This is a genomic window from Streptomyces hebeiensis, assembly GCF_052983195.1.
The window spans coordinates 6954978-6978196 of sequence record NZ_CM129812.1; the positions used below are offsets into that span (position 1 = coordinate 6954978).

Here is a 23219-nt window from a genome sequence, read left to right on the forward strand (position 1 = left end):
GATGCCTGATCTCCCGTCATCCGCGTCGCGTGACGGGCTTACGTATGTCCCTGACGCGACATATGCTCCGCCCATGCGTGCCGCCCTCTTCGTGACCTGCGTCAATGACGCCCTCTATCCCTCCACCGGGATCGCGACCGTACGGCTGCTCGAACGGCTCGGTGTCGCCGTGGACTTCCCCGACGCGCAGAGCTGCTGCGGCCAGCCGCAGTTCAACACCGGCTACCGCCGGGAGACCGAGCCGCTGGTACGTCGCATGGTGCGGGCGTTCGAGGAGTACGAGTACGTCGTGACACCGTCCGGGTCCTGCGCCGCGATGATCCGTCACCACTATCCGAAGTTCGGGGGCCGGGCCGCCGCCTCGCTCGCCGCGCGGACCTACGAGCTGACGGAGTTCCTGGCCGACGTCCTCGGGGTGACGGACGTCGGGGCGTACTTCCCGCACACCGTCACCTACCACCCCTCCTGCCACGGCCTGCGCGTGCTGGGCCTCGGGGACCGGCCGCGGAGACTGCTGGAGGCGGTGCGCGGACTCCGGTTGCGCGAGCTGCCGGGCGCGGAGGAATGCTGTGGCTTCGGCGGCACCTTCGCGGTGAAGAACTCCGATGTCTCGGTGGCGATGGGCCGGGACAAGGTGCACAACGCCGTCTCCACCGGAGCCGGTGTGCTGTGCGGCGCGGACAACTCGTGCCTGATGCACATCGGCGCGATCGCGAGCCGCGCGGACGCCCCGCTGCGCCCCGTCCACCTCGCGGAGATCCTGGCGTCGACGGAAGAGGAGCCCTGGTCATGAGCGGCACGTTTCTGGGCATGCCGGCCTTTCCCGCGGCGGCGCGCGACGCGGTGGCCGATCCGACGCTGCGCGCCAATCTGCGGCACGCCACCCACACGATCCGCGACAAGCGGGCCAAGGCCGTCGCGGAACTGGACGACTGGGCGCGGCTGCGGGAGGCCGGCAAGCGGATCAAGGACCACACGCTGCGCCATCTGGACCGCTACCTCGTCCAGTTGGAGGAGGCGGTCACGGCGGCGGGCGGTGTGGTGCACTGGGCCGCCGACGCGGCCGAGGCGAACCGCATCGTGGCCGGTCTGGTCAAGGCCACCGGCGAGCGCGAGGTCGTCAAGGTCAAGTCGATGGCCACCCAGGAGATCGGCCTCAACGAGGCGTTGGCGGCCGAGGGCATCACCGCGTACGAGACGGACCTGGCCGAGCTGATCGTGCAGCTCGGCGACGACCGGCCGTCCCACATCCTGGTGCCGGCGATCCACCGCAACCGGGGCGAGATCCGGGACATCTTCCGCGACCGCATGGCCGCGTGGGGCCGGGCGGCGCCGGAGGGCCTGTCCGACACGCCCGGCGAGCTGGCGGAGGCGGCCAGACTGCACCTGCGGGAGAAGTTCCTGCGCGCCAAGGTCGGTGTCTCGGGCGCCAACTTCATGGTCGCCGAGACCGGTACCTGCGTGGTCTTCGAGTCGGAGGGCAACGGGCGGATGTGCCTGACCCTGCCGGAGACACTGATCTCGGTGGTGGGGATCGAGAAGGTGGTGCCCACCTGGCGGGATCTGGAGGTCTTCCTCCAGACGCTGCCCCGTTCCTCGACCGCCGAGCGGATGAATCCGTACACCAGCACATGGACCGGCACGCATGACGGCGACGGGCCGCGCGTCTTCCACCTGGTGCTGCTGGACAACGGCCGCACGGACACCCTCGCCGACGAGGTGGGCCGGCAGGCGCTGCGCTGCATCCGCTGCTCGGCCTGCCTGAACGTCTGCCCGGTGTACGAGCGCGCCGGCGGGCACGCGTACGGCTCCGTCTACCCCGGCCCGATCGGCGCGATCCTCACCCCCCAGCTGCGCGGGACGGAGAGCGAGATCGACGCCTCGCTGCCGTACGCCTCCTCGCTGTGCGGGGCCTGCTACGACGTGTGCCCGGTCGCCATCGACATCCCCGAGGTCCTGGTGCACCTGCGGGAGCGGGTCGCCGACCGGGGCGGCAAGGGGCACCGGCTGGAGAAGGCGGCGATCAAGGCGGCCGGCTGGGTCTTCGACCACCCGCGGGCGCTGGCGGCGGGGGAGCGGATCGCGTCGAGGACCCGCGCGGTCCATCCGTCGAGGATCCCGGGCGCGGGGGCGTGGACGGAGGGGCGCGATCTGCCGGTGCTGCCGAGCGAGCCGTTCCGCGACTGGTGGCGGAAGAACCGGAGGAACGGCGCGGACCCCGCCGGCCTCGGCGTGCGTGGGCCGGTGCGGGCGAGCCCGGACGCCGACGCCGGCCGGTCGGACGATCGATCCGGCGAGCGTCCGGACGGCCGGCCCGCGGTCCGCTCGGGTGATCGGGTCGGCGACCGGCCGGGCGACCGCGCAGAGGACCTGTCCGGGGAACGGACCTCGGAGAAGCCTGCCGAGCGGAAGGACGGCGACGTATGAGCGGGGACGGCGGTACGGGCCCGGGCCGGGAGCCCGGCGCGGGGGCGGCAGGCGTCGGTACGGGCGCGGTCACGGGCCGGGACGCGGGGCCGGGCGCCTCGGTCGGTTCCGTACCCGGCGCGGCGGGAGGCCCCGGGACCGGTTCGGGCGGCGGCACTCCGGGTGCCGCCGGCGCCACCACGGCCTCGCGGGCGCGGATCCTCGACCGGATCCGCAGGGCCGTGGCCGACGCGCCGGAGGCGCCCGTACCGGACCGTGACTACCTGGACACGCACACCCCCGACAGTCGTGCCGTCGACCTGCTCGCCGAGAACCTCGCGGACTACCGCGCGATCGTGCACCGCACCGACGCCGAGGGCCTGGCGGTGCTGATCGCCCGGCTGCTGTCGCGGCGCGGGGCCCGCACCGTCCTGGTGCCCCCGCTCCTGCCGTCCTCCTGGCTCTCCGCGACACCTGCCGAGGTGGCGCGGGTCCAGGACGGGGCCGGGGACACGGCACGGGAGCTGGACGCGCTGGACAGCGTGGTCACCGGCTGCGCGCTGGCCGTCGCCGAGACCGGCACGATCGTCCTCGACGCGGCACCCGACCAGGGGCGGCGCCGGATCACGCTGGTCCCCGACCACCACATCTGCGTGGTGAGCGTCCCCGACCAGGTGGTCACCTCCGTGCCGCGGGCCATGCCCCGGCTCGACCCGACGCGCCCGATGACCTGGATCTCAGGCCCCTCGGCCACGAGCGACATCGAGCTGGACCGGGTGGAGGGCGTGCACGGGCCGCGCACGCTGGAGGTGGTGCTCGTGACGGAGGGCCCCGCGGGGTGACGGCGGGGGCACCCCACGTCCGTAGGCGTCAGGCGGCTTTCGTAAGGCGGGGTGCCTCCTCCGCCGCGTCCACGGTCGCGCCCCCGGCTACCCGCGCGGCCAGCTCCCGGGCCCAGATCAGCAGCCCCGCGATGTCGATGCCATGAGGGGTGGGAGTCATCCCGTACGCGGCGATCCCGTCGGCACCGCGCAGCAGCAGCCGCGCCCCGCCCGTCGTATTGCCCCGGGCGGCGTGCGTCAGGCCGACCGCCAGCTGCGCCATTCCACGCCACAGCGCTTCCTCGTCGGCGGGACCCGATTTCCACGCGTCCTCGAACACCTCGTGCGCGTGAAAGGGCTTGCCCGCCGCCAGCAGCCGCTGTGCCTCACTCAGCGTCTGCTCGGGCCCACGGACGATTCCCTCCGGCTGCCGAGCCACTCCGGGTGCCCCGTACGGCAGCGGACGCCCCAGCCCGTCCCGCGGCCGAGCGCTCCGCGCCCGCCCCTCACTGTCCCGGTCCCGTCGGTTCTCCGTCATACCGTCGATTGTCGCCCGGGGCGGGGGCGTCTTCCCGCCACGTGGAGTGAGGTAAACTCTCTTTCGCACGGCCGGACGGGGCGGTTTCCCGAGCGGGCCGGGCACCGGGACGTGGCGCAGCTTGGTAGCGCACTTGACTGGGGGTCAAGGGGTCGCAGGTTCAAATCCTGTCGTCCCGACCAGCGTTTTCGCAGGTCGTAGGCGGTATCGGAGAAATCCGGTGCCGCCTTTCCATGTTTCTCGGGGGACCGGTTGGTGCCACGGGGATCCGGTGCGGCGAGCCGCTCGGCGGGGCGGGAGCGGTGCTCGTGCTCGGCGTCGGCGGAGCGCGCTGCCGAGATCGGCGAGTGCGAGCCGGATCGTGAGCACGATCCGGGTGAGCGAAATCGAGGCCCGCGACTGCGGCTTGATGTCACCTACGCCGGACAGCCGGCATGTCGCACACTGGTCGCCAACGGCCAAGTTGTCATGTTCACACCTTAATAAGGAGGGTGCCCGGTGGAAGGATGCACGTTCACACGGCGCTCGGTGTTGGCCGCGGCGGCCGGGGGGATCGCGGCGCTTGGTTCCGGGCCGTTCGCCGACACGGCCCGCGCGGCGACGGGACCGGCGGAGAGGAAGGTCGCCGACCCGCCGACCGGGACGGTGCGAGTGTTCTGGCTCAAGCCCTCGGACGTGGCGAACGACGCGCGGTATCCCAACGGCATCACCGGCGTGATGCGGGAGTCGCAGCGCTTCTACCGCCAGGAACTCGGCGTGACGTTCAAACTGAACAACCCGGTGGTGGAGGTGGTCCAGGGCAACCACGGGCGGGCCTGGTACGAGAACACGCCGAACGGCGGCGAAGAGTACTGGTGGGTGGTCTTCAACATGCAGCAGGAGCTGATGGCCAGGTTCGGACTCAGATCCCCGGACCCGCGCTGGCTGTGCGTCGGCGAAGTCAGCGCCGAGAAGGCGGGTGTCTCCGGCGGTGGTGGGGGCAGCGGCTGGGTGATCCTCAGCGGCCACGACGCCGACGGTGCTGCCGGGACCAACGGCGCGATGAACCGGTGGTACGGCGGCATGGTGCACGAGTTGGGCCACGCCTTGGGTCTGCCCGACTCCTCACGCACCGACGGCACACCGATGTCGGCCTCGTTCTACGACTACCCGAACTGTCACTTCAGCCAGCAGCAGAAGGACGGGATGCGGAACGGGCCCTACGGCAGCTTCCTGTCCTAGGGTCCGGTGCGTGTGATCGCAAGGCAGCCAGAATTCCATGTAGCGGAGCTACCTGGGCTTGTGGCCAACGCGGCGAGCGCGCGTGCCGGGCGTCGCGACGGGGCAAACGTTGCCGGGAGGGGCACTAGGGTCTCGAACTGGCGACCTGGCGTCATCGGAAGTCGCGTGATCCCCGCTTCGAGGGTTCGAGGCCACGGTGAGTGGTCGCCCGGGGCATGGTGCCGCCGCGCGGAGACGGCTCACGGGCCCAGTGGGCCGCCCCGAGGCCGGCCGGGGCGCGTTCCCCCTGCATTGTCAGACCCATGCGGAAGGATGATCCGCATGACGACTTCTCCCGCCGTTTTGAGGCGCTGACCACCCCTGCCCAGTACCGGCACGCGATCGTGCGCGTACGCGAGGCCGCCCAGGCGTACTACGGCGGCGACGGGGACTTCGCCACCGAGAGCGCGATGGACGACGCCACCTATGACGAGTGGCTGCTCGCGATCGCCGCGTACGAGCAGGACCACCCGGCCGAGGTCGCGCCGCACTCCCCGACCGACCACCAGGTCGCGGCCGGCGCCGCGCCGATCGGCGATGTCGCGCACACCGTACCGATGCTGTCGCTGGACAACGTCTTCTCCGCCGAGCAACTGGTGTCATGGGGCGAGGGGTTGCTGCGGCGCCTGGGCCGTCCGGTCGAGGGCGGCTTCACCGTGGAGCCCAAGCTGGACGGAGCGGCGGTCGCCGCCCGCTACCGCGACGGGCGCCTGGTCCAGATCGTCACCCGAGGCGACGGCCGGTTCGGCGAGGACGTCAGCCACGTGATCGGCACCATCATCGGCCTGCCGGAGCAGCTCGAGGTGGCGGACACGGTCGAGGTGCGCGGCGAGGCGCTGTTCACTCAGGACCAGTTCGAGCGCGCCAACGAGATCCGCGTCCGGCACGGCGCGACGGTGTTCCGTCATCCGCGTAACGGCACGTCCGGCACGCTGCGCGCCAAGGACCGGCCCTACAGGCTCTCCATGACGTTCTGAGTGTACGACCACGTCGTCGTCGCGGAGAACCTCCACCGCCTTCAGCCGCTGCTCCAGCGGCTCGGCGACGCCCGGCGCGCGGAACTCGGCTGGGACGGCGGCGAGGGCCTGGGCGACATGCTCCTGGCGCGCCGCTACTTCGGCCCCGAGGCCCTGCCGATGTGGCGCTGGCGCGACGCAGCTCGCCGGCGGCGACCGCGTCGCGGAGGTCCGGCTCGGAGCCGACCGCATCGTCCTTGCCCTGCGGACCGACGTGACGGTCGGGCGACGTCGGCTTCGAGGTCCTGGTGGGCTGCCCTGCCGACGACGAAGGCGAGGGCGCGGCGTGGGCGCCGGTCCACAACGTGACCGACCTCCTGCGCGCCCTGACCGGCGAGCCGATGAACGACCCGGACGTGCGCCGCACCGTCCACGGCGGCCCCGACGACGTCGAACAGGAGGCCGACGACCACGCCCTCCAGGGCGACGACCCCGAGGGCCGCGCCGACCTGGAAGCGCAGCACGCGGACGCGGTCCGCGCGTGAGCCGCGCCGCCGACGGGCCGCGCCCGCATCCGCTCACCCCGGCCGAACTCCCCGACCGGGACGACTGGTTCCACGGCTGCCCGGACTGCCACCTGCCCATCCAGGGCGGGAGCGCCGGCCTCGCCGCCCACCGCCGCACCGTTCATACCCCGAGCCGGTGACCCGCGCATCCCCATCACGATCCGGCTCGACTTCTGACAAGGAGACCCGCACGGCCGTCCAGACCAGGACCGACACTTTCGCCGCGCTCCGCGGCTGCTTCGCCACCGACCTCGACGCCCTCATCGGCGACCGGCCGCCGCGCGGGACCGCCCCGAACGCCTTCATCGACCTGGCCGAAGATGTCCGCGACGTCCCCGGCGCGTCCAGTATCGGCAACCGGCAGGACGCCAGCAAACACCTGGACTCCGCTGCCGACTACCTCACCGACGCACTGACCAGCAAGGAGAACGACCATCGCTCACTGCTGGCCTGGGCGCGCGCCCACCTGCGCGACGCCATTACCACGGTCGGCCGAACCCAGAGCTGAGCGCACTCTGTGCCGCTCCGCCCCCGCTTTGACGGAGCCGGAGCGGTCGCAGTGGCCCCTCAGGACTCACCAACCGAGAGTCGGCCTCTGAAGGAGCCCGTGCAGACGGCTCAACTCCAGGCTCTGAGCTGTAGCTCCGCCCCCGGGACAGGCGCGCAAGGCGTCCCAACCAACCGCCCGCCCCGGGCCCACCCGACCCGTACGAGACGAGAGGGCGATCCCCAGTATCGGCTCCGCTCCGCGTTCAGTGGGCCACCGCCATCGCCGCTGGGGCCAAGCCGATCGAGAACCGACCGCAGCCCTGGTCCTGGCGCGCCTGGCTCATCCTGTACACGGGCCGGCAGACCGACCGGACCGCCCTGCGCGAGTGAACCGGGCAATCCCGCTCAGCGAACATGTTCGTTACGATCGGGTTATGACTGTAGGAAGAGAGCCGATCAGCCGCCGGGACCGTCCGGCGAAGCCCGCCCTGTCCCGGCACTGGATTGTGGACACCGCCGTGCGGATCATGCGGGCGGAGGGGCTGGGGAAGGTCACGATGCGTCGCCTGGCGCAGGAGCTGGACACCGGCCCGGCGTCGCTGTACGTCTACGTCGCCAACACCGCCGAGTTGCACGCGGCCGTACTGGATTCCCTGCTCGGCGAGGTCGACCTGACCGGGCGGGACGGCGGTGGGGACTGGCGCGAGCAGCTCCGTGCCGTCATGACGTCGTACACCCAGGTGCTGTTCGAGCACCCGCAGCTCGCGCGGGCCGCGCTCGTCGCCCGCCCGAGCGGCGAGAACTACCTGCGCCTGGTGGAGCGCATCCTCGATCTCCTCTCGCAGAGCGGGGCCGGCCGCGAGCAGGTCGCCTGGGGGTTGGACAAACTGCTCCAGGATGCGACAGCCACCGCTGCCGAGCATTCCACCAGTGAGCACGACCCCGCCTCCGAGGACGAGTGGAGGGCCACCGCGCGTGCCCTGCACGCCGTGGACCCCGCCACGCATCCGGCGATCACCGCGCACATGCCCGCCCTGATCGGCGGCTCGGTGCCGGACAGGATCCGCTGGAGTTTCGACGTCCTCGTCAACGGCATCACGCGCACACCTGTCCCGGGCGCAGGGGGCTGAGCCCGGGGGCGGGGGCCCGCGTGACGGCGGACGCCGCCAGGAGACACGGAAGTCCTCCTCGCCGCCTGACGCTACCGGCGCGGAACTTGTTCGTAGCGAACGTGTTCGTTACGGTGGCGCCGTGGCCGAGGCACCCCTTGCCGCCCCGCCGTGCACGCCGCCCTAGTGCCCCTCCCGGCAACGTTTGCCCCGTCGCGACGCCCGGCACGCGCGCTCGCCGCGTTGGCCAGAAGCCCAGGTAGCTCCGCTACATGGACTTCTGACCGCCTTGCGATCACACGCACCGGACGCCGCTCCTTGACGGGCAAACCTTGCCGGTCGCGGCACTAGCAAGGAGCCTTGCGGCGTCGGCGGCGATGACTCGGCGCACCGAGGTATTCCCCTACTGCTTCCGGAGGCCCCCTTGAGCACCAGCCATTTCCCGATAGCGATCATCGGCGCGGGGCTCGGCGGCCTGACCGCCGCCCGCGTCCTGCACGTCAACGGCATCGAGTCGGCGATCTTCGAGTTGGAGGCGTCGGCGGCGGCCCGTACGCAGGGCGGGATGCTCGACATCCACGAAACCAACGGGCAGAAGGCCCTGCACGCCGCCGGCCTCCACGACGACTTCCTCAAGATCGTCCACGAGGGGGGTCAGGCCATGCGCCTGCTCGGCCCCGACGGCACGGTGCACGTGGCCGAGGAGGACGACGGCACCGGCGGCCGGCCGGAGGTGGACCGCGGTGACCTGCGTGACCTGCTGCTGGGCTCCCTGCCCGACGGCACGATCCACTGGGGCCGTAAGGTCACCGGGGCCCGGGCATTGGGCGACGGGCGTCATGAGGTGACGTTCGCCGACGGCTCGGCCATTACCACCGATCTCCTGATCGGCGCGGACGGCGCCTGGTCCCGGATCAGGCCGCTGGTCTCCAGCGCCTGGCCCGCCTACACCGGTATCTCCTTCGTCGAGACCGACCTGTTCGACGCCGACACTCGCCACCCGCGCAGCGCTGCGGACATCGGCGGTGGGTTCTTCGTCGCGCTGGGGCACGAGCGCGGTGTCCTCGCGCACCGGGAGAGCGACGGCAGTCTCCACGTCTACACCGCGCTCAAGGCCGACGAAGGCTGGCTGGACACAGTCGACTTCACCGACGAGATCGCCGCCAAGGCCGCGGTCCTCGCCCACTTCGAGGGCTGGGACGAGAGCCTGCGCGCCCTGGTCGCCGACGCGGACATGATCACCCCGCGCCATATTCACGCCCTGCCCGTCGGGCACCGCTGGGACCCCGTCCCGGGCGTGACGCTGCTCGGTGACGCCGCCCACGTGATGTCCCCCTTCGCCGGGGAGGGCGCCAACCTCGCCATGCTCGACGGCGCCGAACTCGCCCTGGCCATCGCCGCCCACCCCGGCGACACCGAAGCCGCCCTGGCCGCGTACGAGGAGGCCCTCTTCCCGCGCAGCGAGGAATCCGCCGCCGAGTCCGCCGCCAACCTGGACACGATGTTCGGCGAGCGCGGCCTGGAGCAGATGGTCGCCTTCTTCACCTCCGACCCGGCAGCCCAGTGAGGCCCGCCCCGACGGCCACCGGACCCCTCGGCCACCGACCCCCCGCGTCCAGGAGCACCTCATGACCGCACCCCTGCAGCGCGCCGTACCGCTACGGCCCGGCCTCGACCTCGACCTGTGCGTGGCCGGCACCAGTGGCAGCCCGGTCCTCGTCCTGCACGGCGGCCCCGGCCCCTCCAGCATCACGCCCCTGATCGACCACCTTGCACCGGATCACAGGGTGGTCGCGCCGACCCATCCGGGCTGGGAGGGCACCGTACGGCCCGACGTCCTGGACTGCGTGCCCGCACTTGCCGCTGCCTACCTGGAACTTCTCGGCCACCTCGAGTGGAACGACGTGACGGTGATCGGCACGTCCTTCGGCGGCTGGGTCGCCACCCAGACCGTCCTGGACGACCGCGAGGGCCGGATCTCCCGGCTCGTCCTCATGGACGCCATCGGCCCCGTCATACCCGGCCAGCAGATCACCGTGCCCGTCGGGCCACCGGCTCCGGCGGCCGGAGGACTGGCGCCGCAGGGCGGACCGTCCGCACAGGCGATGGCCGCCATGCGCGCCTACGCCGGGCCGGCCATGGCAGACGCCGGCATGCTGCCCCGCCTTTCCACCGTCACCTGCCCGGTCCTGGTGATCTGGGGCACCGACGACACAGTCGTCACCCCCGGCTTCGGCCGCGCCTACGCCGCGGCGTTCCCCCACGCGCCCTCGTCGAGCCGCTCGGGGGCACGGACACGGTCGGTCCACCCCAGGCCCTTCGGGGGCGCAACCCGGTCCGCACGTCGGACTCGCTCACCGCTCGTCGTCCTCGACGCCGTCGGGGCCGGCAGGATCGCGCAGCGGGCGCGGGCCGCTTCCGACGGGACAGTGGCGCGGGAAGCTGTAGCGGCCCACGCAGTTGAGGTGGGCGTGCTTGAGCGGGGACAACCGGGCGACATCGGCGTCGGCGACCGCGTCCCACTGCTTGCCGTCCAGCAGCCACGCCCGCGGGGTCCGCCCACCGGTTCGACGGCGAGGCGAACACGTCGCGCCGGTTCAGCGCGCGGTAGAGCTGCTCCAGCACGCACACCACGTACGCGTCGCGGTCCAGCGCGCTCTCGGGCAGCTCCGGGGTTGGAGTGCACGGCCCGCTTCCACGCCGACGGCGAAAGACGGGGCCATTCCTCATATTGATATTGACGGCCGCTCACCGCATGGACATGCTCTGAGAGCGCTCTCAGTCATGAACACGACCAGGAGGAAAACCTGATGTCCCCCATTCGCTGGCTCGCCGGCCTCGTTCCGCTCGGACTCGTCGGCACGCTTGCCCTCGGGCAGGCTGTGACCACGGCCGGTCCCGCCGAAGCCATCGCCGCGGTGGCGGACGACCAGGCGTCCGTGCTCGGCCGCGCCCTCGTCGGCGGCGCGGACCCGAGTGTCATCAAGGTCGGTGACCTCTATGTCTCCGCCAAGTCCGTGGACGGCGGCATCGCGGTGCGGACGGCGTCCACTCTGGAGGGTGTCGCCACCGCGCCCAAGCACCAGGTGTGGCGGGACACCGGCGACCTCGGCGAGGTCTGGGCCCCCGAGATCGTGTATCACGACGGCCACTACCGCATCTACTTCGCGGCCGGCCGCGGCGCGGCCCACCGGATGTACCACATCAGCTCGACCAGCGCGGACACCGGCTATTCCGCCGCCACCAAGGTCGCCCTGCCCGGTGACAAGTGGGCCATCGACGGAGTGCCGTTCACGTTCGGCGGTCAGCGCTGGTTCGTCTGGTCCGGCTGGTCCGGCGACACCAATGTCGAGCAGAACCTGTACGTCGCCCGGATGAGCGGTCCCACCACGACCACCGGCGGCCGTTACGTCATCTCGCAGCCGCGCGAGTCGTGGGAACGGGTCGTGGGAAACCCGTACATCAACGAGGCGCCCCAGCCGATCGTCGACCCCAAGGGGCAATTGCACGTCGTGTACTCCGCGAACGGCAGCTGGAGCAGCAAGTACTGCCTCGCGGACCTGCGGTTGCGGGCCGGTGGCGATCCGACGTACGTATGGGACTGGTACAAGAGCAACGGCTGTCTGTTCGGCTCGTACGCCCCGTCCATGATGTCGGGCTGGGACCCCACACTGAACGTCGACGGCCCCGGCCACCACACGTTCGTCCTGCCGCGCGGCGACGTGGCCGCCGGTCCACCGTCCGGCAACCGGTTCCCGACCATGTTCCACGCGGTCGCCAAGGGCACACCGTACTCGTGGTCCAACCGCTACTGGTACACCGGCACGGCCGTCTGGTGGGGCGACACCACCTACCGCCGGGCCAATGTTCCCGGCGCCACCACCAACGTCGGGTACGGCCTGAAGTTCTTCGAGTGAGAACCGTGCCCCTGACGACCGGTCGCGACCGTCTCCGCGGTGTCGTTCACCGCATGTCCGCCGCTTCGTGCGCGGCCGCTTGCGCCGCGAGGCCCGAGCCCGCTCCCGCGGTGGACCCGCGGGAGCAGGCCGGGTGACCTTCGCCCCGCCGGGGCGCGCCGCCCTGACCGAGACGGCGCACCCCGGCGGGACTCAGCGGGGCCGGCGGACGGCACCATCCGAGGGGACGTCGGTCATCCGGAGGGTTCGACGGAAGATCTCCGACCGGCCGCGGACGTCACCAGCGTCAGGACCATGCCAGTGGAGTTCGGGAAAAGCGGGGACGGCACGCTGCGGCTGATCGTCTTCATGGGAGCGGCCACCACCGGCCGCACGAGGAAGAAGGAGAAGCCGGCATGGCGATTCAGCGGATGGACAACGTCGGCATCGTCGTCGAGGACATGGATGCCGCCATCGCGTTCTTCGTGGAACTCGGCATGGAGCTGGAGGGCAGGGCGGAGGTGGAGGGCCTCTTCGCCGACCAGTGCACCGGACTCGACGGCGTCCGCTGTGACATCGCGATGGTCCGGACCCCGGACGGTCACGGCCGGCTCGAGCTGGCGAAGTACCGCAGCCCCGCGGTGATCACCGCGGGGCCGCGCAACCGGCCGCACAACGTTCTGGGCACGCACCGCGTCATGTTCGCCGTCGACGACATCGAGGACACCGTTGCCCGCCTGCGCCCTCACGGCGCCGAACTCCTCGGCGAGATCGCCCGGTTCGAGGACAGCTATCTGCTCTGCTACGTCCGCGGCCCGGAGGGCATCATCGTCGGACTGGCCGAGCAACTGCGCTGAGAAGGAGCGGCCTGCGTCTGCGGGCCTGACGGGCGACGGGTCGATGCGCCACCAGCCGATGAGCGGGACGATCTGTCCGCTCGGCCCAGCGACGCACTCACCGTACGCAACTCGTCCAGGGCCGCCAGGACATACCCGGTGGGCTCGTCCTCGCCGTCGTGGCCGCGCCGTCACGGCGGTCCTGGGCCTGGTCTCGCGCGGGGCCCGGAGCACGGCCGTACGCCTGCCCCGCACGGTCCACGACCAGGGCACGGGCGGGTGCGCCGGCTTGCTGACCGACATGGCACACCGCGGCCGAGGCCCCGGCGCGAGGCGGGTTCCGGGTCAGCGGTATCCGGCCGCGTCGGCCGGCTTGCCGGCGTCCTGGACCTCGGAGATGTACCGCCAGGCGTCCGGCCGGCTGCCGTCGAGATCGGTGAAGCCGTATACCTGTGCGAGTCCGCCGCTGGACAGCGACCGACCGTTCCAACGGCTCACCTGAGGGTCCGCGGCCAGGGCCGCGACGGCGCGTCCGACGTAGGACGGTGTCTCGGAGATGCAGAAGTGCGGCTCGTGCTCCAGCGCGGCGCGCCACGTCTGCTCGGTGACACCGAATTGATCCAGCATGATCTCCGAGCGCATCCAGCCGGGTGTCAGTGCCACGGCGGTGGCGCCCCGCGGCCCCAGTTCGTGGCCCAGGACGAAGGCCGTCCGGAGCACCGAGGCCTTGGCGAGATCGTAGAAGTACGAGTTCCGGTAGGTGTGCCGGTTGTATTCGGCGGTTCCGTCGGTCATCTCGACCACCAGGCCGCCCTCGTTGCGCAGCAGGAGGGGCAGGGCGTGATGGCTGGTGATGGCGTGGGTCTCCACCGCGAGCCGGAGCAGCCGCAGTCCCTTGTCGAGGTCGTGCTCCCAGACGGGGAGGTTCCACTCGAAGAGGTTTTCCCCGCCCCAGATGTCGTTGACCAGCACGTCCAACCGGCCCTGCTCGGCCTCGACGCGCTCCACGAGAGCGCGGACCTGGTCGGGGTCCAGGTGGTCGGTCGGCACCGCGATACCGCGGCCGCCCGCCTCCGTCACCAGATCGGCCGTGTCCTCGATCGTCTCGGGACGGTCGTACTCCGACCGCTGCCGCCGGGTGCTCCGGCCGGTGACGTAGACGGTGGCCCCGGCCGCGCCGAGTTCGACCGCGATCCCTCTGCCGGCCCCGCGCGTCGCTCCCGCGACGAGAGCGATCCTGCCGTGCAGTGCTGCTGACATGTCTGTCCTTCCGTGTTCACGTGCCGTGCCGTGCCGACACCGCGGTGCCGACGCCCGTGGGGACGTCGACGGCACGATGCTCGCGCGGAAAGCGGACAGCTTCTGTCGGCTTTTCCGAAGGTCTTCGGCGGCCTTCCCGTCCGGGTGCCCCCGCCGGGTACTCGGCACGTCCTCGCGCGTGGACGGTTGACGGTTACGGCGTGGTGGCCAGGTCGAGGCCGGGCGGCGGCATCAGCGGCCGGGCGGATCCGTCGCCGGTTTTGTGGACGAAGGCCGTACGCAGTCGGTGGTAGGGAGCTAGCGGGTCGAAGAAGATCCGGTGCATGGCGGCGAGTTCCGCGCGGCGGTGGTCGGCCAGCGGCCGGGCCGCCTCGTCCCGCTCCAGCGCCGTTCGCTTCGCCGCGACCCTGCGCGCGAGATCCGGGGCGTGTGCCGACTCGGCGGCCATGCGTTCCACCGTGGCGGCGAAGTTCGGCGGGGACACGGGGAGGACGCGGTCCACGAGCCCGGCGCGGGCGCCCGCGGCCGCGCTCACCGGGAGTGCCCGCGCCATGAGTTCCTCGGCGGCCTCCGTCCCGGCACGGCGGGGGAGCGTGTACGTCCAGAACTCCGATCCGTACAGCCCCATCCGCCGGTAGTGGGGGTTCAGGACCGCTCCGGCGCGGCACCAGACCTCGTCGGCCGCCAGGGCGAGCATGGCGCCCCCGGCCGCCGCGTTCCCGGCGAGCGCGGCGACCACCAGCCGGTCCGTCGTACGCAGCACCGCCTCGACGAGGTCGTCCATCGCGTTGATGTTCGCCCAGGACTCGGCGGCCGGATCGGCGGCGGCCTCGATGACGTTGAGGTGGATGCCGTTGGAGAAGAAGTCGCGGGTCCCGCCGAGCACCAGGACCCGGGTGGGCCGCGTCAGCGCGTACCGGTAGTCGGCGAGCAGCCGGCGGCAGTGGTCGGTGCTCATGGCGCCCCCGGGGAAGCCGAAGCGCAGGAGGCCCACGTCGCCGCGTTGCGCGTAGCGGATGTCGGCCCAGGTGCGCCGCCGCTCGGGCAGTTCCAGGGGTGCGGGCTCCTCCGGCACACCGGCGAGCCGGCCGCCCAGCACGGCGGCCGCGGGGAGCCGGTACGTGGCGGGGCCGCCCGGCCGGCGCCGGGGCCGCAGCTCGGGGATCCACACGGCACCGTCGAGCGTGGCCCGGCACACGGCGCCCCTACGCGTCGCCAGCAGCTCTCCCGGGCGTCCGCGCAACTCGTCCTCCGGGTGGCCGCCGTGCAGGAAGAACTCCTCGCCGCACAGCTCGTCCAGCACCCCCGGCCGGGAGTCTGCGCCCCGGAGCCTGCTCAGCACCGCCTCCGTCGTGTCTCTCCGCCAGTCGATGCGCCGGTGCTCCTGCCGGCAGGGGGCGCGCCGTACGACGCCGACCGAGGGATCGTGCTGAGGACGCGGTTTGAAGGAGCCGCTGCCGAACCGCTCCACGGCGAGCAGGACCGCCGCCACCGCCGCGTCGGACACCTCGTTGCGGTACAGGTCGCTCTTGCCGACCGGGGGTACGTCGAACGGGACGCTCGCCCAGATGTCACCGGCGTCCAACTCGGCCTCGGCCTGGAGGACGGTCACCGCCCAGCGTGTCGCTCCCCCGGCGATGGCCCAGTCCAGCGCGGACGGGCCCCGGTCCCCGGGGGGCCCGGGATGGACGATCAGGCACGTACGGGACGACCACACGTCCTCCGGCAGGGCCGTCCTCAGCATCGGCGCGAGGACCAGGTCGGGCCGCGCCTCGCGCACGGCCTCGCGCACCGCCGTGTCCCCGTGCGCGTCCCCGCGCCCCGCGAGCACCACGTCCACGTGGTGGCCCCGGTCGGACAGCTCGGCGTACACCCGCTGGGACAGGCTGTTGAAGGCGCTGGCGACGAGCAGGACGTCCATGAGGCTCCCTGGGAGGTGAGGGGCGGACCGGGGGAGGAGGGCAGCATCGTGGCCCGGGGCCCGGGGCGGGTGGAGGAGCCCGCCCGGCCCACGCGGGGAATTACGTCGAACGGGCGCCGAGGTCGACGGCACGGGCGTCCGTGAATCCACGGCACGGGCGCCGGGCGGGTCCGCGCCCCGCCCCGGAAGGGGTTCCGTGCCCGGGAAGCGGCTCACCGCGGGCGGAACACGCGGATCGCATGTCACCCCAATGGCCCGAAAAAACGCGGCACCGGACGAGCGGTGCGAGTGTGAGCCCGAGAGGAACGGGCCACGGACCTGTCGGGGCGCCCTCCGCCGGGCACACCGTGTCCTCGGCCCCGGGCGTGCGAAGGAGACGTGGATCGTCGCGCTGGGAGGCGAGATGGCGCAGCAGCATCCCCCAGGTGGTCATCTCCTGGGTGGTCCTTTCGGGGAACCGGCTGAGAGCGAGCCCCTTCAGGGTGGGGAGAGCGGCCCCCTTCGGAGTGTGGACGACGGCCCCGTGCACGGTACGGACGCGTTCCACGGGATGGCGGCAATCGCCGATGCCGTCCTGTACGAGGGCTACCTGCTCTACCCCTATCGCAGGTCCTCGCCGAAGAACCGGGTGCGCTGGCAGTTCGGCGTCCTCACACCCAGGAACTGGGCGGAGGCGAACGGCCCCGTGCCGCCGGGCCTCTCGGGCTCGGTCGATTCCTGGTACCAACAGACCGAATGCCTCACGCGCGCCGAACGCACCGCCGTCGTACGGGTACGGGTGCGCTACCTGCGGGTGTGGCACAAACGCGTGGAGCGCAGAGACCGCGACGGGCGCCACCACCCGGTGGAGTCGCTGGCGCTGGGAACGGGCACCACCCACCTCACGTTCGACGAGGCGCTGCCGTGCGAGACGGACCTGGTCGTCCCGCTGGCGGACCTGCTGGACGGTGAACGGTGCTTCGCCGTGGGCGCGCCGGCCGGGGAGGAGACGGAGGAGCTTCCGGACCTCGCCGGGCGTGTCGTGCGCCGGTGCGAGCGCGTTGCGGCCAGGACGGTGGTACGGGCCCGGCGCCTCACGGGCCCCGACGGCCTCTGCCGGCTCACCGTTCGTACGGAGAACACCGGAACCGCGGCCGGCCCGGCGGTCTCCCGCGAGGAAGCCCTGCGTCAGGCGCTCGTCGCCACCCACACGTTCATCGGCGGAGAAGGGCTGGAATTCCTCTCGCTGATCGATCCGCCGGAGGAGGCCGAGGAACACGCGCGGGACTGCCGGAACCTGTACACGTTCCCGGTGCTGGCCGGGGCGACGGGCTCCCGCCGTGCCGTGCTCTCGTCGCCGATCATCCTCCCGGACCACCCTCAGGTGGCGCCGGAGAGCCCGGGGGACCTGCACGACGCCGCCGAGATCGACGAGATCCTGACACTGCGCACGCTGCTGCTGACCGACGAGGAGAAGCACGAGGCACGGGCCACCGACAGCCGGGCCGCGCGGATCCTGGACCGGGTCGAGGCCATGCCGCCGGAAGTCTTCTCCCGACTGCACGGTGCCATCCGCTCGCTCGGGCCCGCCGGGGCATCCCGGCCGTCCGCGCCGGAGCCCGCCCCGGAGCGCGGTTCCCTTCCCTGGTGGCGGGAGGGCGGCGACGACGGTTTGTCGCCCTCCACGGACAGCGTGCTGGTCGACGGGGTGCCCGTGGCGGGCGGCAGTCCGGTCAGGCTGTGCCCGCGCGGCCGGGGCTCCGACGCGCAGGACATGTTCCTCGCGGGCCGGACCGCGCGCGTGGCGGCGGTGTTCCACGACGTGGACGGCAGTGTGCACGTCGCCGTCACCCTCGACGACGATCCCGCCGCCGAACTCAACGACTGGTACGGCCGGTTCCGCTACTTCCGGCCCGACGAACTCCGGCCGCCGGCCGCCGGCCCGGACGAGGAGGAGCGCCATGGACGCGGTCGAGCCGTCGAGGCGTGACCACCGCCGGCCGGTGACCGGACATGGCCGGGCCCGTGGTCCGTGAGCCGTCCTCGTGCCCCTCACGGCACCAGCACGCGGCGCGGAGCGCCCCCGGACACTCGGAGCCGGCGCTCACGGGCCCGGCGGCCGCGGCCCTACGGCCGGCCCAGAGACCGACTACAGCGAAGGCCGAGCACATGAGCATCGAAAGCGGCACCACAGAAGTCAGCAGGGAGCCCGGAGGGGACCAGGAACGGGCCGGCTTCGACGAGATCCATATCCTGTGGATCTCCGAGGGAATGAGCTGCGACGGTGACACCGTCTCCATGACGGCCGCCGGCCAGCCGTCGATCGAGGACGTCGTGCTCGGGCTGATCCCCGGGCTGCCGAAGGTGAACCTGTACAACAAGGTGCTCTCCCCGAGCCTCGGCGGGGAGGACTTCCTCGCCCCGTACCGCGCGGCGGCCCGCGGCGAGCTCACCCCGTTCATCCTCGTCATCGAGGGCTCGATCCCCAACCAGAACATCATCGAGGGCGACGGCTACTGGACGTCGTTCGGCAACGACCCGGACACCGGGGAACCGCTCACCCTCAACTGGTGGATCGACCGGCTCGCCCCCAAGGCCTGGGCGGTGGTGACCGCGGGCACCTGCGCCGCCTACGGCGGCATCCACGCGATGGCCGGCAACCCCACCGGATCCATGGGCCTGTCCGACTACCTCGGCTGGGACTTCACGTCGCGGGGCGGCCTGCCCGTCGTCAACGTCCCCGGCTGCCCCATCCAGCCGGAGAACTTCATGGAGACCCTGATCTGGGTGCTCCACCACGCCGCGGGCTCGGCGCCGCCGCCCCCGCTCGACCACATGCTGCGCCCGCAGTGGCTGTTCGGGAGGACGGTGCACGAGGGGTGCGACCGAGCCGCGTACTACGAGCAGGCCGACTTCGCCCGGGACTACAACTCGCCCAAGTGCCAGGTCAAGGTCGGCTGCTGGGGACCGGTCGTCAACTGCAACGTGCCCAAGCGGGGCTGGATGGCGGGCCTGGGAGGCTGCCCCAACGTCGGCGGCATCTGCATCGGCTGCACGATGCCCGGCTTCCCCGACACCTTCATGCCCTTCATGGACGAGCCCGCGGGCGGCAGCCTGTCGTCGATCCTGATCAAGCCCTACGGGGCGTTCATCCGGCGCATGCGCGGCATCACCAACATCGCGGTGAACCAGGAACCGAAGTGGCACCACAACAAGCCGGAACTGACCAGTGGCTACGCCCCGTACTGGCGCCCCTCACCGGCGCGCCCGCAGCGAGGAACGAGGTAGGAGCACCATGACGTCAACCGAGGAGCGCACCCGGGCCGGGAAGCGGAAACCCGGGCAGATCGTGGACATGTCCTGGGATCCGATCACCCGGATCATCGGCAACCTCGGCATCTACACGAAGATCGACTTCGCCAACCGCGAGGTGGTCGAGTGCCACAGCACCTCGTCCCTCTTCCGCGGCTACTCGGTCTTCATGAAGGGCAAGGACCCGCGCGACGCGGGCTTCATCACGTCACGCATCTGCGGCATCTGCGGCGACAACCACACCACCTGCTCCGACTACGCCCAGCAGATGGCCTACGGCGTCAAACCCCCGCCGCTCGCCGAACACATCGTCAACCTCGGAGAAGCCGCCGAGTACATGTTCGATCACACGATCTTCCAGGACAACCTGGTGTTCGTGGACTTCTGCGAGGCCATGGTCAAGGCCACCAACCCGGGCCTGCTGGCCACGGCGGAACGCACCGAGGCACCGAACGGGCGGATCCACGGCTACCGGACCATCGCCGACATCATGCGCGCCTTCAACCCCTTCGAGGGTGAGGTGTACAAGCAGGCCCTCAAGGTCAGCCGCGTCACGCGCGAGATGTTCTGCCTGATGGAGGGGCGTCACGTCCATCCCTCCACGCTGTATCCCGGCGGTGTCGGCACCATGCCCGAGCCGACCACGTTCACCGACTACCTCTCCCGGCTGATGAGGGTCCTCGACTTCGTCAAGCGGGCGGTGTCGATGAACGACGACGTCTTCGACTTCTTCTACGAGGCCCTGCCGGGCTACGAGGAAGTGGGACGCCGCCGGATCCTGCTGGGCTGCTGGGGGGCGTGGCAGAACCCCGACGTCTGCGACTACCGCTACGAGACGATGAACGGCTGGGGGAAGGCGATGTACGTCACCCCCGGGGTCGTCGTGGACGGCGCGCTCGTCACCAACAACCTGGTCGACATCAACCTCGGCCTGCGGATCCTGCTCGGCAGCTCCTACTACGAGGACTGGGTGGCCGAGGAGCCGTTCGTCACCCACGACCCCCTCGGCAACCCCGTCGACATGCGCCACCCGTGGAACCAGACGACGGTTCCGGTGCCGCAGAAGCGAGAGTTCGACGGCAAGTACAGCTGGGTGATGAGCCCGCGCTGGTACGACCGCAACACCGATCAGCACCTCGCGCTGGACACCGGGGGCGGCCCGCTCGCCAGGCTGTGGTCGACGGCGCTGAACGGACTGGTCGAGACCCCGTACATCAAGGCCACCGGGCACAGCGTGCGGATCTCCCTGCCCAAGAGCGAGGAACTGCCGGAGATGACGCTGGAGTGGAAGATCCCGAAGTGGAGCAACACCATCGAACGCGACCGGGCGAGGCCGTACTTCGTCGCCTACGCCGCCGCGATGGCTCTCCAGTTCCTCGAACAGGCCATGGGACTGGTCCGCGCCGGGGACACCAGGGTCTTCCAGGAATTCGAGGTACCGGACGAGGCGATCGGCTGCGGCTTCCACGAAGCGGTCCGCGGCGTCCTCTCGCACCACCTGGTGATCAGGGACAAGAAGATCGCCAACTACCACCCGTACCCGCCGACCCCCTGGAACGCCAGCCCCCGCGACAGCTACGGGACGCCCGGTCCCTACGAGGACGCCGTCCAGGGCCAGCCGATCTTCGAGGAGAACGGCCCCGACGACTTCAAGGGTGTCGACATCATGCGCACCGTCCGAAGCTTCGACCCGTGCCTGCCCTGCGGGGTGCACATGTATCTCGGCAAGGGCAAGTCGATGCAGGTGTCGCACACACCGACGTACGGGGCGAGCCATGGCTGACGTCGCGCGGCTCGACGACACGGCGGTCGCCGGGCGGCTGGGCCGCGTGGACGAACTGCTCGAACAGCTGGAGGCCGAGCCCGGGCCGGCCGCGCGGACGGCGATCGAGACGGTGCGGGCCCTGACGGAGATCTACGGCGAGGCGCTGGCCCGCGTGCTGGACCACGCGGACCGGCGGCTGGCCGGCCGGCTGGCCGACGACGAACTGCTCGGGCACCTGCTGGTGCTGCACGAGATCCACCCCGACCCCACGGACCGCCGTGTCGCGCGCGCCGTCGACGTACTGCGGCCGGCCGTCCGCGAACGGGGCGGTGACCTGGAACTGGCCGGGATCGACGGTGGTGTGGCCCGGGTACGGCTGACCACCAAGGGGTGCGGTTCCGCGTCCGCCGGCCTCGAGGAGGCGGTCCGGGAAGCACTGTGTGCCGCCGCCCCCGAGCTGTCGGGAGTGGAACGGGTCAAGGACCCGGCCCGGCCGCCCGCGTTCGTCCCCCTCGACACCCTGACGCGGCGCGTCGCCCCGGCGGGCCCGGCGGCCCCCGCGAAAGAGCCGACATGACCACCGGCGCCCTGGCCCGGGTCCTGCGCGGGTCCGCCGACCACGCGGAGGGCCGGTCGGCCACGCGGACCGACGCCGCCGAACCCTGTGACCTCTGCGGTGCTCCCGTACCGGCCGACCACCGTCATGTGTTCGACGTCGGCCGGCAGGAGATCCTGTGCGCCTGCCGGCCCTGCTCGCTGCTCTTCGTCAAGGAAGAGGCCGGAGAAGGGCATTACCGGCTGGTGCCCCGGCGACGGGTACGGCTGCCCCCGGTCGACACGAAGGCCCTGGGAGTCCCGGTCGGCCTCGCCTTCTTCGTCCGGCGGCCGGACACCACGGTGACCGCGCACTACCCGAGCCCGGCCGGGGCGACCCGGTGGGAGGCGGATCCACGGGCCTGGCGGGAGGCCGTGGCGCGCTGCCCCCCGCTGGACACCCTGGCGCCCGACGTGGAGGCCCTGCTGGTCAACACCGCACGCGGCCTTCGGCACCACTGGATCGTCCCGGTCGACGACTGTTTCCGGATGGTCGCCCTGGTACGCCGCCATTGGCGGGGGATGTCCGGGGGAGACCGGGTGTGGCCCGCCCTGGAGCGGTTCTTCGGGGAACTCACCGAACAGCGGTAAGGAGTGGAGTGGAAGATGAGCGGCATCAGAGTCGGCAAACCCCAGGCGAAGCCCGACACCCCGGCACACGTCCGCGGGATGCGGCAGGGCAACAGGGGCCCGTACCGGCGGCAGCCCGGACACCACATGGACGGCACCGCCGACGCCCGGCGGGCCACCGGCATCCACTGGAAGAAGCACAACGCGGTCGCGAAGACCATGCCGAGCATCCCCCCGGGATGACGGTGCCGTGTCGCCACGCGAACCCGGAGCGTACGGCCGGCCGTACGGAGGGCCGGCCGTACGAAAGGACGACGAGGAGCAGAGGACGAGGAGCGAAGGATGAAGGCCGAACGGGTACTGATGGCACAGGCCGCGCTCGTGGGCGGACTGGCGCTCGCGCTGCTGGTGAGGGAGTTCCCCGGACTGGTGCGTGAGATCAAGATCTGGCGGATCGTGGGCTTCCGGCCCGGCATCCGCCGCCGGCGGTGACCCCACGGGGGAAGACGGCCCGTACACCGACGACATTCCGTACCGGTACCGGGAGCGGTCATGCATGAACTGTCGATCGCGACGGCGATCGTCGACCGAGCGGCCGAGGTCGCGCGCGAGCACGGTGCGGCCGGTGTCTCCTCGGTCACCGTACGGCTGGGCGAACTGGCCGGTGTCGTCCCCGACGCCCTCACCTTCTCCTTCGAGGTGGCGCGCGAGGGCACGGCACTGGCCACGGCCGCGCTCGTCGTCGAGAAGGTCACCGCCCGGGCGTACTGCGAGCCGTGCGCGGCCGAGTTCCCGGTCGGGATGCCGCCCCTCTTCTGGTGTCCGCGCTGCGAGCAGCCCTCGACCGGATTGCGTGGGGGACGCGAACTGGAGGTCGTCCGCGTCGAGTTGCGGGAGGACGCGGGGCCGGTCCCCCGCCGGCGGTGAACGCGGCCCCGCTC

General features: G+C 71.7%; 23 protein-coding genes, 1 tRNA gene and 2 pseudogenes. 22 read left to right on the forward strand and 4 right to left on the reverse strand.

The window, feature by feature from the left end:
- Positions 1-73 precede the first annotated feature (73 nt).
- The 3 genes from ACU6P3_RS29840 to ACU6P3_RS29850 all read left to right on the forward strand — a co-directional run bounded on the left by ACU6P3_RS29840 (position 74) and on the right by ACU6P3_RS29850 (position 3248).
- Positions 74-793, forward strand: coding sequence for a (Fe-S)-binding protein (locus ACU6P3_RS29840; protein ID WP_447194937.1), 720 nt, complete (start codon positions 74-76; stop codon positions 791-793).
- Complete coding sequence (locus ACU6P3_RS29845; protein WP_447194938.1) at positions 790-2427, forward strand: lactate utilization protein B; 1638 nt, start codon at positions 790-792, stop codon at positions 2425-2427. Before ACU6P3_RS29840 ends, ACU6P3_RS29845 begins: the two co-directional genes overlap by 4 nt.
- 197 nt (positions 2428-2624) lie before the next feature.
- Positions 2625-3248: a LutC/YkgG family protein gene (locus ACU6P3_RS29850; RefSeq protein WP_447198125.1), complete on the forward strand. Its 624-nt coding sequence runs from the start codon at positions 2625-2627 to the stop codon at positions 3246-3248.
- Between the two features lie 28 nt (positions 3249-3276).
- Here ACU6P3_RS29850 and ACU6P3_RS29855 read toward each other — a convergent pair whose 3' ends face one another.
- The gene (locus tag ACU6P3_RS29855; RefSeq protein WP_447194939.1) at positions 3277-3765 is read right to left on the reverse strand and encodes a DUF309 domain-containing protein; all 489 of its coding nucleotides are present in this window, start codon (positions 3763-3765) and stop codon (positions 3277-3279) included.
- A gap of 105 nt (positions 3766-3870) precedes the next feature.
- Between ACU6P3_RS29855 and ACU6P3_RS29860 the strand changes: the two genes are divergently transcribed.
- From ACU6P3_RS29860 to ACU6P3_RS33605, 9 genes and pseudogenes are all read left to right on the forward strand, one after another.
- A tRNA-Pro gene (locus ACU6P3_RS29860) sits at positions 3871-3947 on the forward strand.
- Between the two features lie 316 nt (positions 3948-4263).
- A complete protein-coding gene (locus tag ACU6P3_RS29865; RefSeq protein WP_447194940.1) occupies positions 4264-4986 on the forward strand; it encodes a hypothetical protein in 723 nt (240 codons plus the stop codon).
- A gap of 302 nt (positions 4987-5288) precedes the next feature.
- Positions 5289-6002 carry a hypothetical protein gene (locus tag ACU6P3_RS29870; protein WP_447194941.1) on the forward strand — a complete coding sequence of 238 codons (714 nt, stop codon included), beginning with the start codon at positions 5289-5291 and terminating at the stop codon, positions 6000-6002.
- Between the two features lie 287 nt (positions 6003-6289).
- A complete protein-coding gene (locus ACU6P3_RS29875; protein WP_447194942.1) occupies positions 6290-6526 on the forward strand; it encodes a hypothetical protein in 237 nt (78 codons plus the stop codon).
- On the forward strand, positions 6523-6687 hold the full coding sequence (locus ACU6P3_RS29880) for a hypothetical protein (RefSeq protein WP_447194943.1): 165 nt from the start codon (positions 6523-6525) through the stop codon (positions 6685-6687). Before ACU6P3_RS29875 ends, ACU6P3_RS29880 begins: the two co-directional genes overlap by 4 nt.
- Positions 6684-7055 (forward strand): hypothetical protein, encoded by a 372-nt coding sequence (locus ACU6P3_RS29885; RefSeq protein WP_447194944.1) that lies wholly within the window; start codon positions 6684-6686, stop codon positions 7053-7055. Before ACU6P3_RS29880 ends, ACU6P3_RS29885 begins: the two co-directional genes overlap by 4 nt.
- A gap of 415 nt (positions 7056-7470) precedes the next feature.
- Complete coding sequence (locus ACU6P3_RS29890) at positions 7471-8166, forward strand: TetR/AcrR family transcriptional regulator (protein ID WP_447194945.1); 696 nt, start codon at positions 7471-7473, stop codon at positions 8164-8166.
- Between the two features lie 403 nt (positions 8167-8569).
- A complete protein-coding gene (locus ACU6P3_RS29895; RefSeq protein ID WP_447194946.1) occupies positions 8570-9712 on the forward strand; it encodes an FAD-dependent oxidoreductase in 1143 nt (380 codons plus the stop codon).
- Between the two features lie 61 nt (positions 9713-9773).
- Positions 9774-10154: pseudogene (locus ACU6P3_RS33605) on the forward strand (alpha/beta fold hydrolase); the annotation flags it as partial.
- 474 nt (positions 10155-10628) lie between these two features.
- Here the strand turns inward: ACU6P3_RS33605 and ACU6P3_RS29905 are convergent.
- Positions 10629-10861, reverse strand: a pseudogene (locus tag ACU6P3_RS29905) (hypothetical protein); the annotation flags it as partial.
- A gap of 94 nt (positions 10862-10955) precedes the next feature.
- Between ACU6P3_RS29905 and ACU6P3_RS29910 the strand changes: the two are divergent.
- Both ACU6P3_RS29910 and ACU6P3_RS29915 read left to right on the forward strand, forming a co-directional pair.
- Positions 10956-12062 (forward strand): glycoside hydrolase family 43 protein, encoded by a 1107-nt coding sequence (locus tag ACU6P3_RS29910; RefSeq protein WP_447194947.1) that lies wholly within the window; start codon positions 10956-10958, stop codon positions 12060-12062.
- 395 nt (positions 12063-12457) lie between these two features.
- A complete protein-coding gene (locus tag ACU6P3_RS29915) occupies positions 12458-12898 on the forward strand; it encodes a VOC family protein (protein WP_447194948.1) in 441 nt (146 codons plus the stop codon).
- A 324-nt stretch (positions 12899-13222) separates the two neighbouring features.
- Here ACU6P3_RS29915 and ACU6P3_RS29920 read toward each other — a convergent pair whose 3' ends face one another.
- Both ACU6P3_RS29920 and ACU6P3_RS29925 read right to left on the reverse strand, forming a co-directional pair.
- Positions 13223-14137 (reverse strand): SDR family oxidoreductase, encoded by a 915-nt coding sequence (locus ACU6P3_RS29920; protein ID WP_447194949.1) that lies wholly within the window; start codon positions 14135-14137, stop codon positions 13223-13225.
- A gap of 193 nt (positions 14138-14330) precedes the next feature.
- Positions 14331-16058, reverse strand: coding sequence for an enoyl-CoA hydratase-related protein (locus ACU6P3_RS29925; protein WP_447194950.1), 1728 nt, complete (start codon positions 16056-16058; stop codon positions 14331-14333).
- 550 nt (positions 16059-16608) lie between these two features.
- Here ACU6P3_RS29925 and ACU6P3_RS29930 point away from each other — a divergent pair.
- The 8 genes from ACU6P3_RS29930 to hypA all read left to right on the forward strand — a co-directional run bounded on the left by ACU6P3_RS29930 (position 16609) and on the right by hypA (position 23205).
- Positions 16609-18027: a hypothetical protein gene (locus ACU6P3_RS29930; RefSeq protein ID WP_447198126.1), complete on the forward strand. Its 1419-nt coding sequence runs from the start codon at positions 16609-16611 to the stop codon at positions 18025-18027.
- A 179-nt stretch (positions 18028-18206) separates the two neighbouring features.
- Positions 18207-19325 (forward strand): NADH-quinone oxidoreductase subunit B family protein, encoded by a 1119-nt coding sequence (locus ACU6P3_RS29935; RefSeq protein ID WP_447194951.1) that lies wholly within the window; start codon positions 18207-18209, stop codon positions 19323-19325.
- A 7-nt stretch (positions 19326-19332) separates the two neighbouring features.
- Positions 19333-21132, forward strand: coding sequence for a nickel-dependent hydrogenase large subunit (locus ACU6P3_RS29940; RefSeq protein WP_447194952.1), 1800 nt, complete (start codon positions 19333-19335; stop codon positions 21130-21132).
- The gene (locus ACU6P3_RS29945; protein ID WP_447194953.1) at positions 21125-21691 is read left to right on the forward strand and encodes a NifU family protein; all 567 of its coding nucleotides are present in this window, start codon (positions 21125-21127) and stop codon (positions 21689-21691) included. Before ACU6P3_RS29940 ends, ACU6P3_RS29945 begins: the two co-directional genes overlap by 8 nt.
- Positions 21688-22299, forward strand: coding sequence for a DUF5947 family protein (locus ACU6P3_RS29950; RefSeq protein WP_447194954.1), 612 nt, complete (start codon positions 21688-21690; stop codon positions 22297-22299). Before ACU6P3_RS29945 ends, ACU6P3_RS29950 begins: the two co-directional genes overlap by 4 nt.
- Positions 22300-22314: 15 nt before the next feature.
- Positions 22315-22521, forward strand: a complete 207-nt coding sequence (locus ACU6P3_RS29955) for a hypothetical protein (protein ID WP_030740999.1) — start codon at positions 22315-22317, stop codon at positions 22519-22521.
- A gap of 99 nt (positions 22522-22620) precedes the next feature.
- Entirely contained in the window at positions 22621-22770 is a 150-nt protein-coding gene (locus tag ACU6P3_RS29960) for a hypothetical protein (RefSeq protein ID WP_447194955.1), read from the forward strand.
- A 60-nt stretch (positions 22771-22830) separates the two neighbouring features.
- The gene (hypA, locus tag ACU6P3_RS29965) at positions 22831-23205 is read left to right on the forward strand and encodes a hydrogenase maturation nickel metallochaperone HypA (RefSeq protein WP_447194956.1); all 375 of its coding nucleotides are present in this window, start codon (positions 22831-22833) and stop codon (positions 23203-23205) included.
- Positions 23206-23219: the final 14 nt, after the last annotated feature.

Bases quoted from the DNA above. Each gene is read 5' to 3' on its own strand.
- ACU6P3_RS29840 (WP_447194937.1), top strand. From the start codon at position 74: ATGCGTGCCGCCCTCTTCGTGACCTGCGTCAATGACGCCCTCTATCCC.
- ACU6P3_RS29845 (WP_447194938.1), top strand. From the start codon at position 790: ATGAGCGGCACGTTTCTGGGCATGCCGGCCTTTCCCGCGGCGGCGCGC.
- ACU6P3_RS29855 (WP_447194939.1), bottom strand. From the start codon at position 3,765: ATGACGGAGAACCGACGGGACCGGGACAGTGAGGGGCGGGCGCGGAGC.
- ACU6P3_RS29870 (WP_447194941.1), top strand. From the start codon at position 5,289: ATGCGGAAGGATGATCCGCATGACGACTTCTCCCGCCGTTTTGAGGCG.
- ACU6P3_RS29890 (WP_447194945.1), top strand. From the start codon at position 7,471: ATGACTGTAGGAAGAGAGCCGATCAGCCGCCGGGACCGTCCGGCGAAG.
- ACU6P3_RS29910 (WP_447194947.1), top strand. From the start codon at position 10,956: ATGTCCCCCATTCGCTGGCTCGCCGGCCTCGTTCCGCTCGGACTCGTC.
- ACU6P3_RS29915 (WP_447194948.1), top strand. From the start codon at position 12,458: ATGGCGATTCAGCGGATGGACAACGTCGGCATCGTCGTCGAGGACATG.
- ACU6P3_RS29920 (WP_447194949.1), bottom strand. From the start codon at position 14,137: ATGTCAGCAGCACTGCACGGCAGGATCGCTCTCGTCGCGGGAGCGACG.
- ACU6P3_RS29925 (WP_447194950.1), bottom strand. From the start codon at position 16,058: ATGGACGTCCTGCTCGTCGCCAGCGCCTTCAACAGCCTGTCCCAGCGG.
- ACU6P3_RS29930 (WP_447198126.1), top strand. From the start codon at position 16,609: ATGGCGGCAATCGCCGATGCCGTCCTGTACGAGGGCTACCTGCTCTAC.
- ACU6P3_RS29935 (WP_447194951.1), top strand. From the start codon at position 18,207: ATGAGCATCGAAAGCGGCACCACAGAAGTCAGCAGGGAGCCCGGAGGG.
- ACU6P3_RS29940 (WP_447194952.1), top strand. From the start codon at position 19,333: ATGACGTCAACCGAGGAGCGCACCCGGGCCGGGAAGCGGAAACCCGGG.
- ACU6P3_RS29945 (WP_447194953.1), top strand. From the start codon at position 21,125: ATGGCTGACGTCGCGCGGCTCGACGACACGGCGGTCGCCGGGCGGCTG.
- ACU6P3_RS29950 (WP_447194954.1), top strand. From the start codon at position 21,688: ATGACCACCGGCGCCCTGGCCCGGGTCCTGCGCGGGTCCGCCGACCAC.
- ACU6P3_RS29955 (WP_030740999.1), top strand. From the start codon at position 22,315: ATGAGCGGCATCAGAGTCGGCAAACCCCAGGCGAAGCCCGACACCCCG.
- ACU6P3_RS29960 (WP_447194955.1), top strand. From the start codon at position 22,621: ATGAAGGCCGAACGGGTACTGATGGCACAGGCCGCGCTCGTGGGCGGA.
- hypA (WP_447194956.1), top strand. From the start codon at position 22,831: ATGCATGAACTGTCGATCGCGACGGCGATCGTCGACCGAGCGGCCGAG.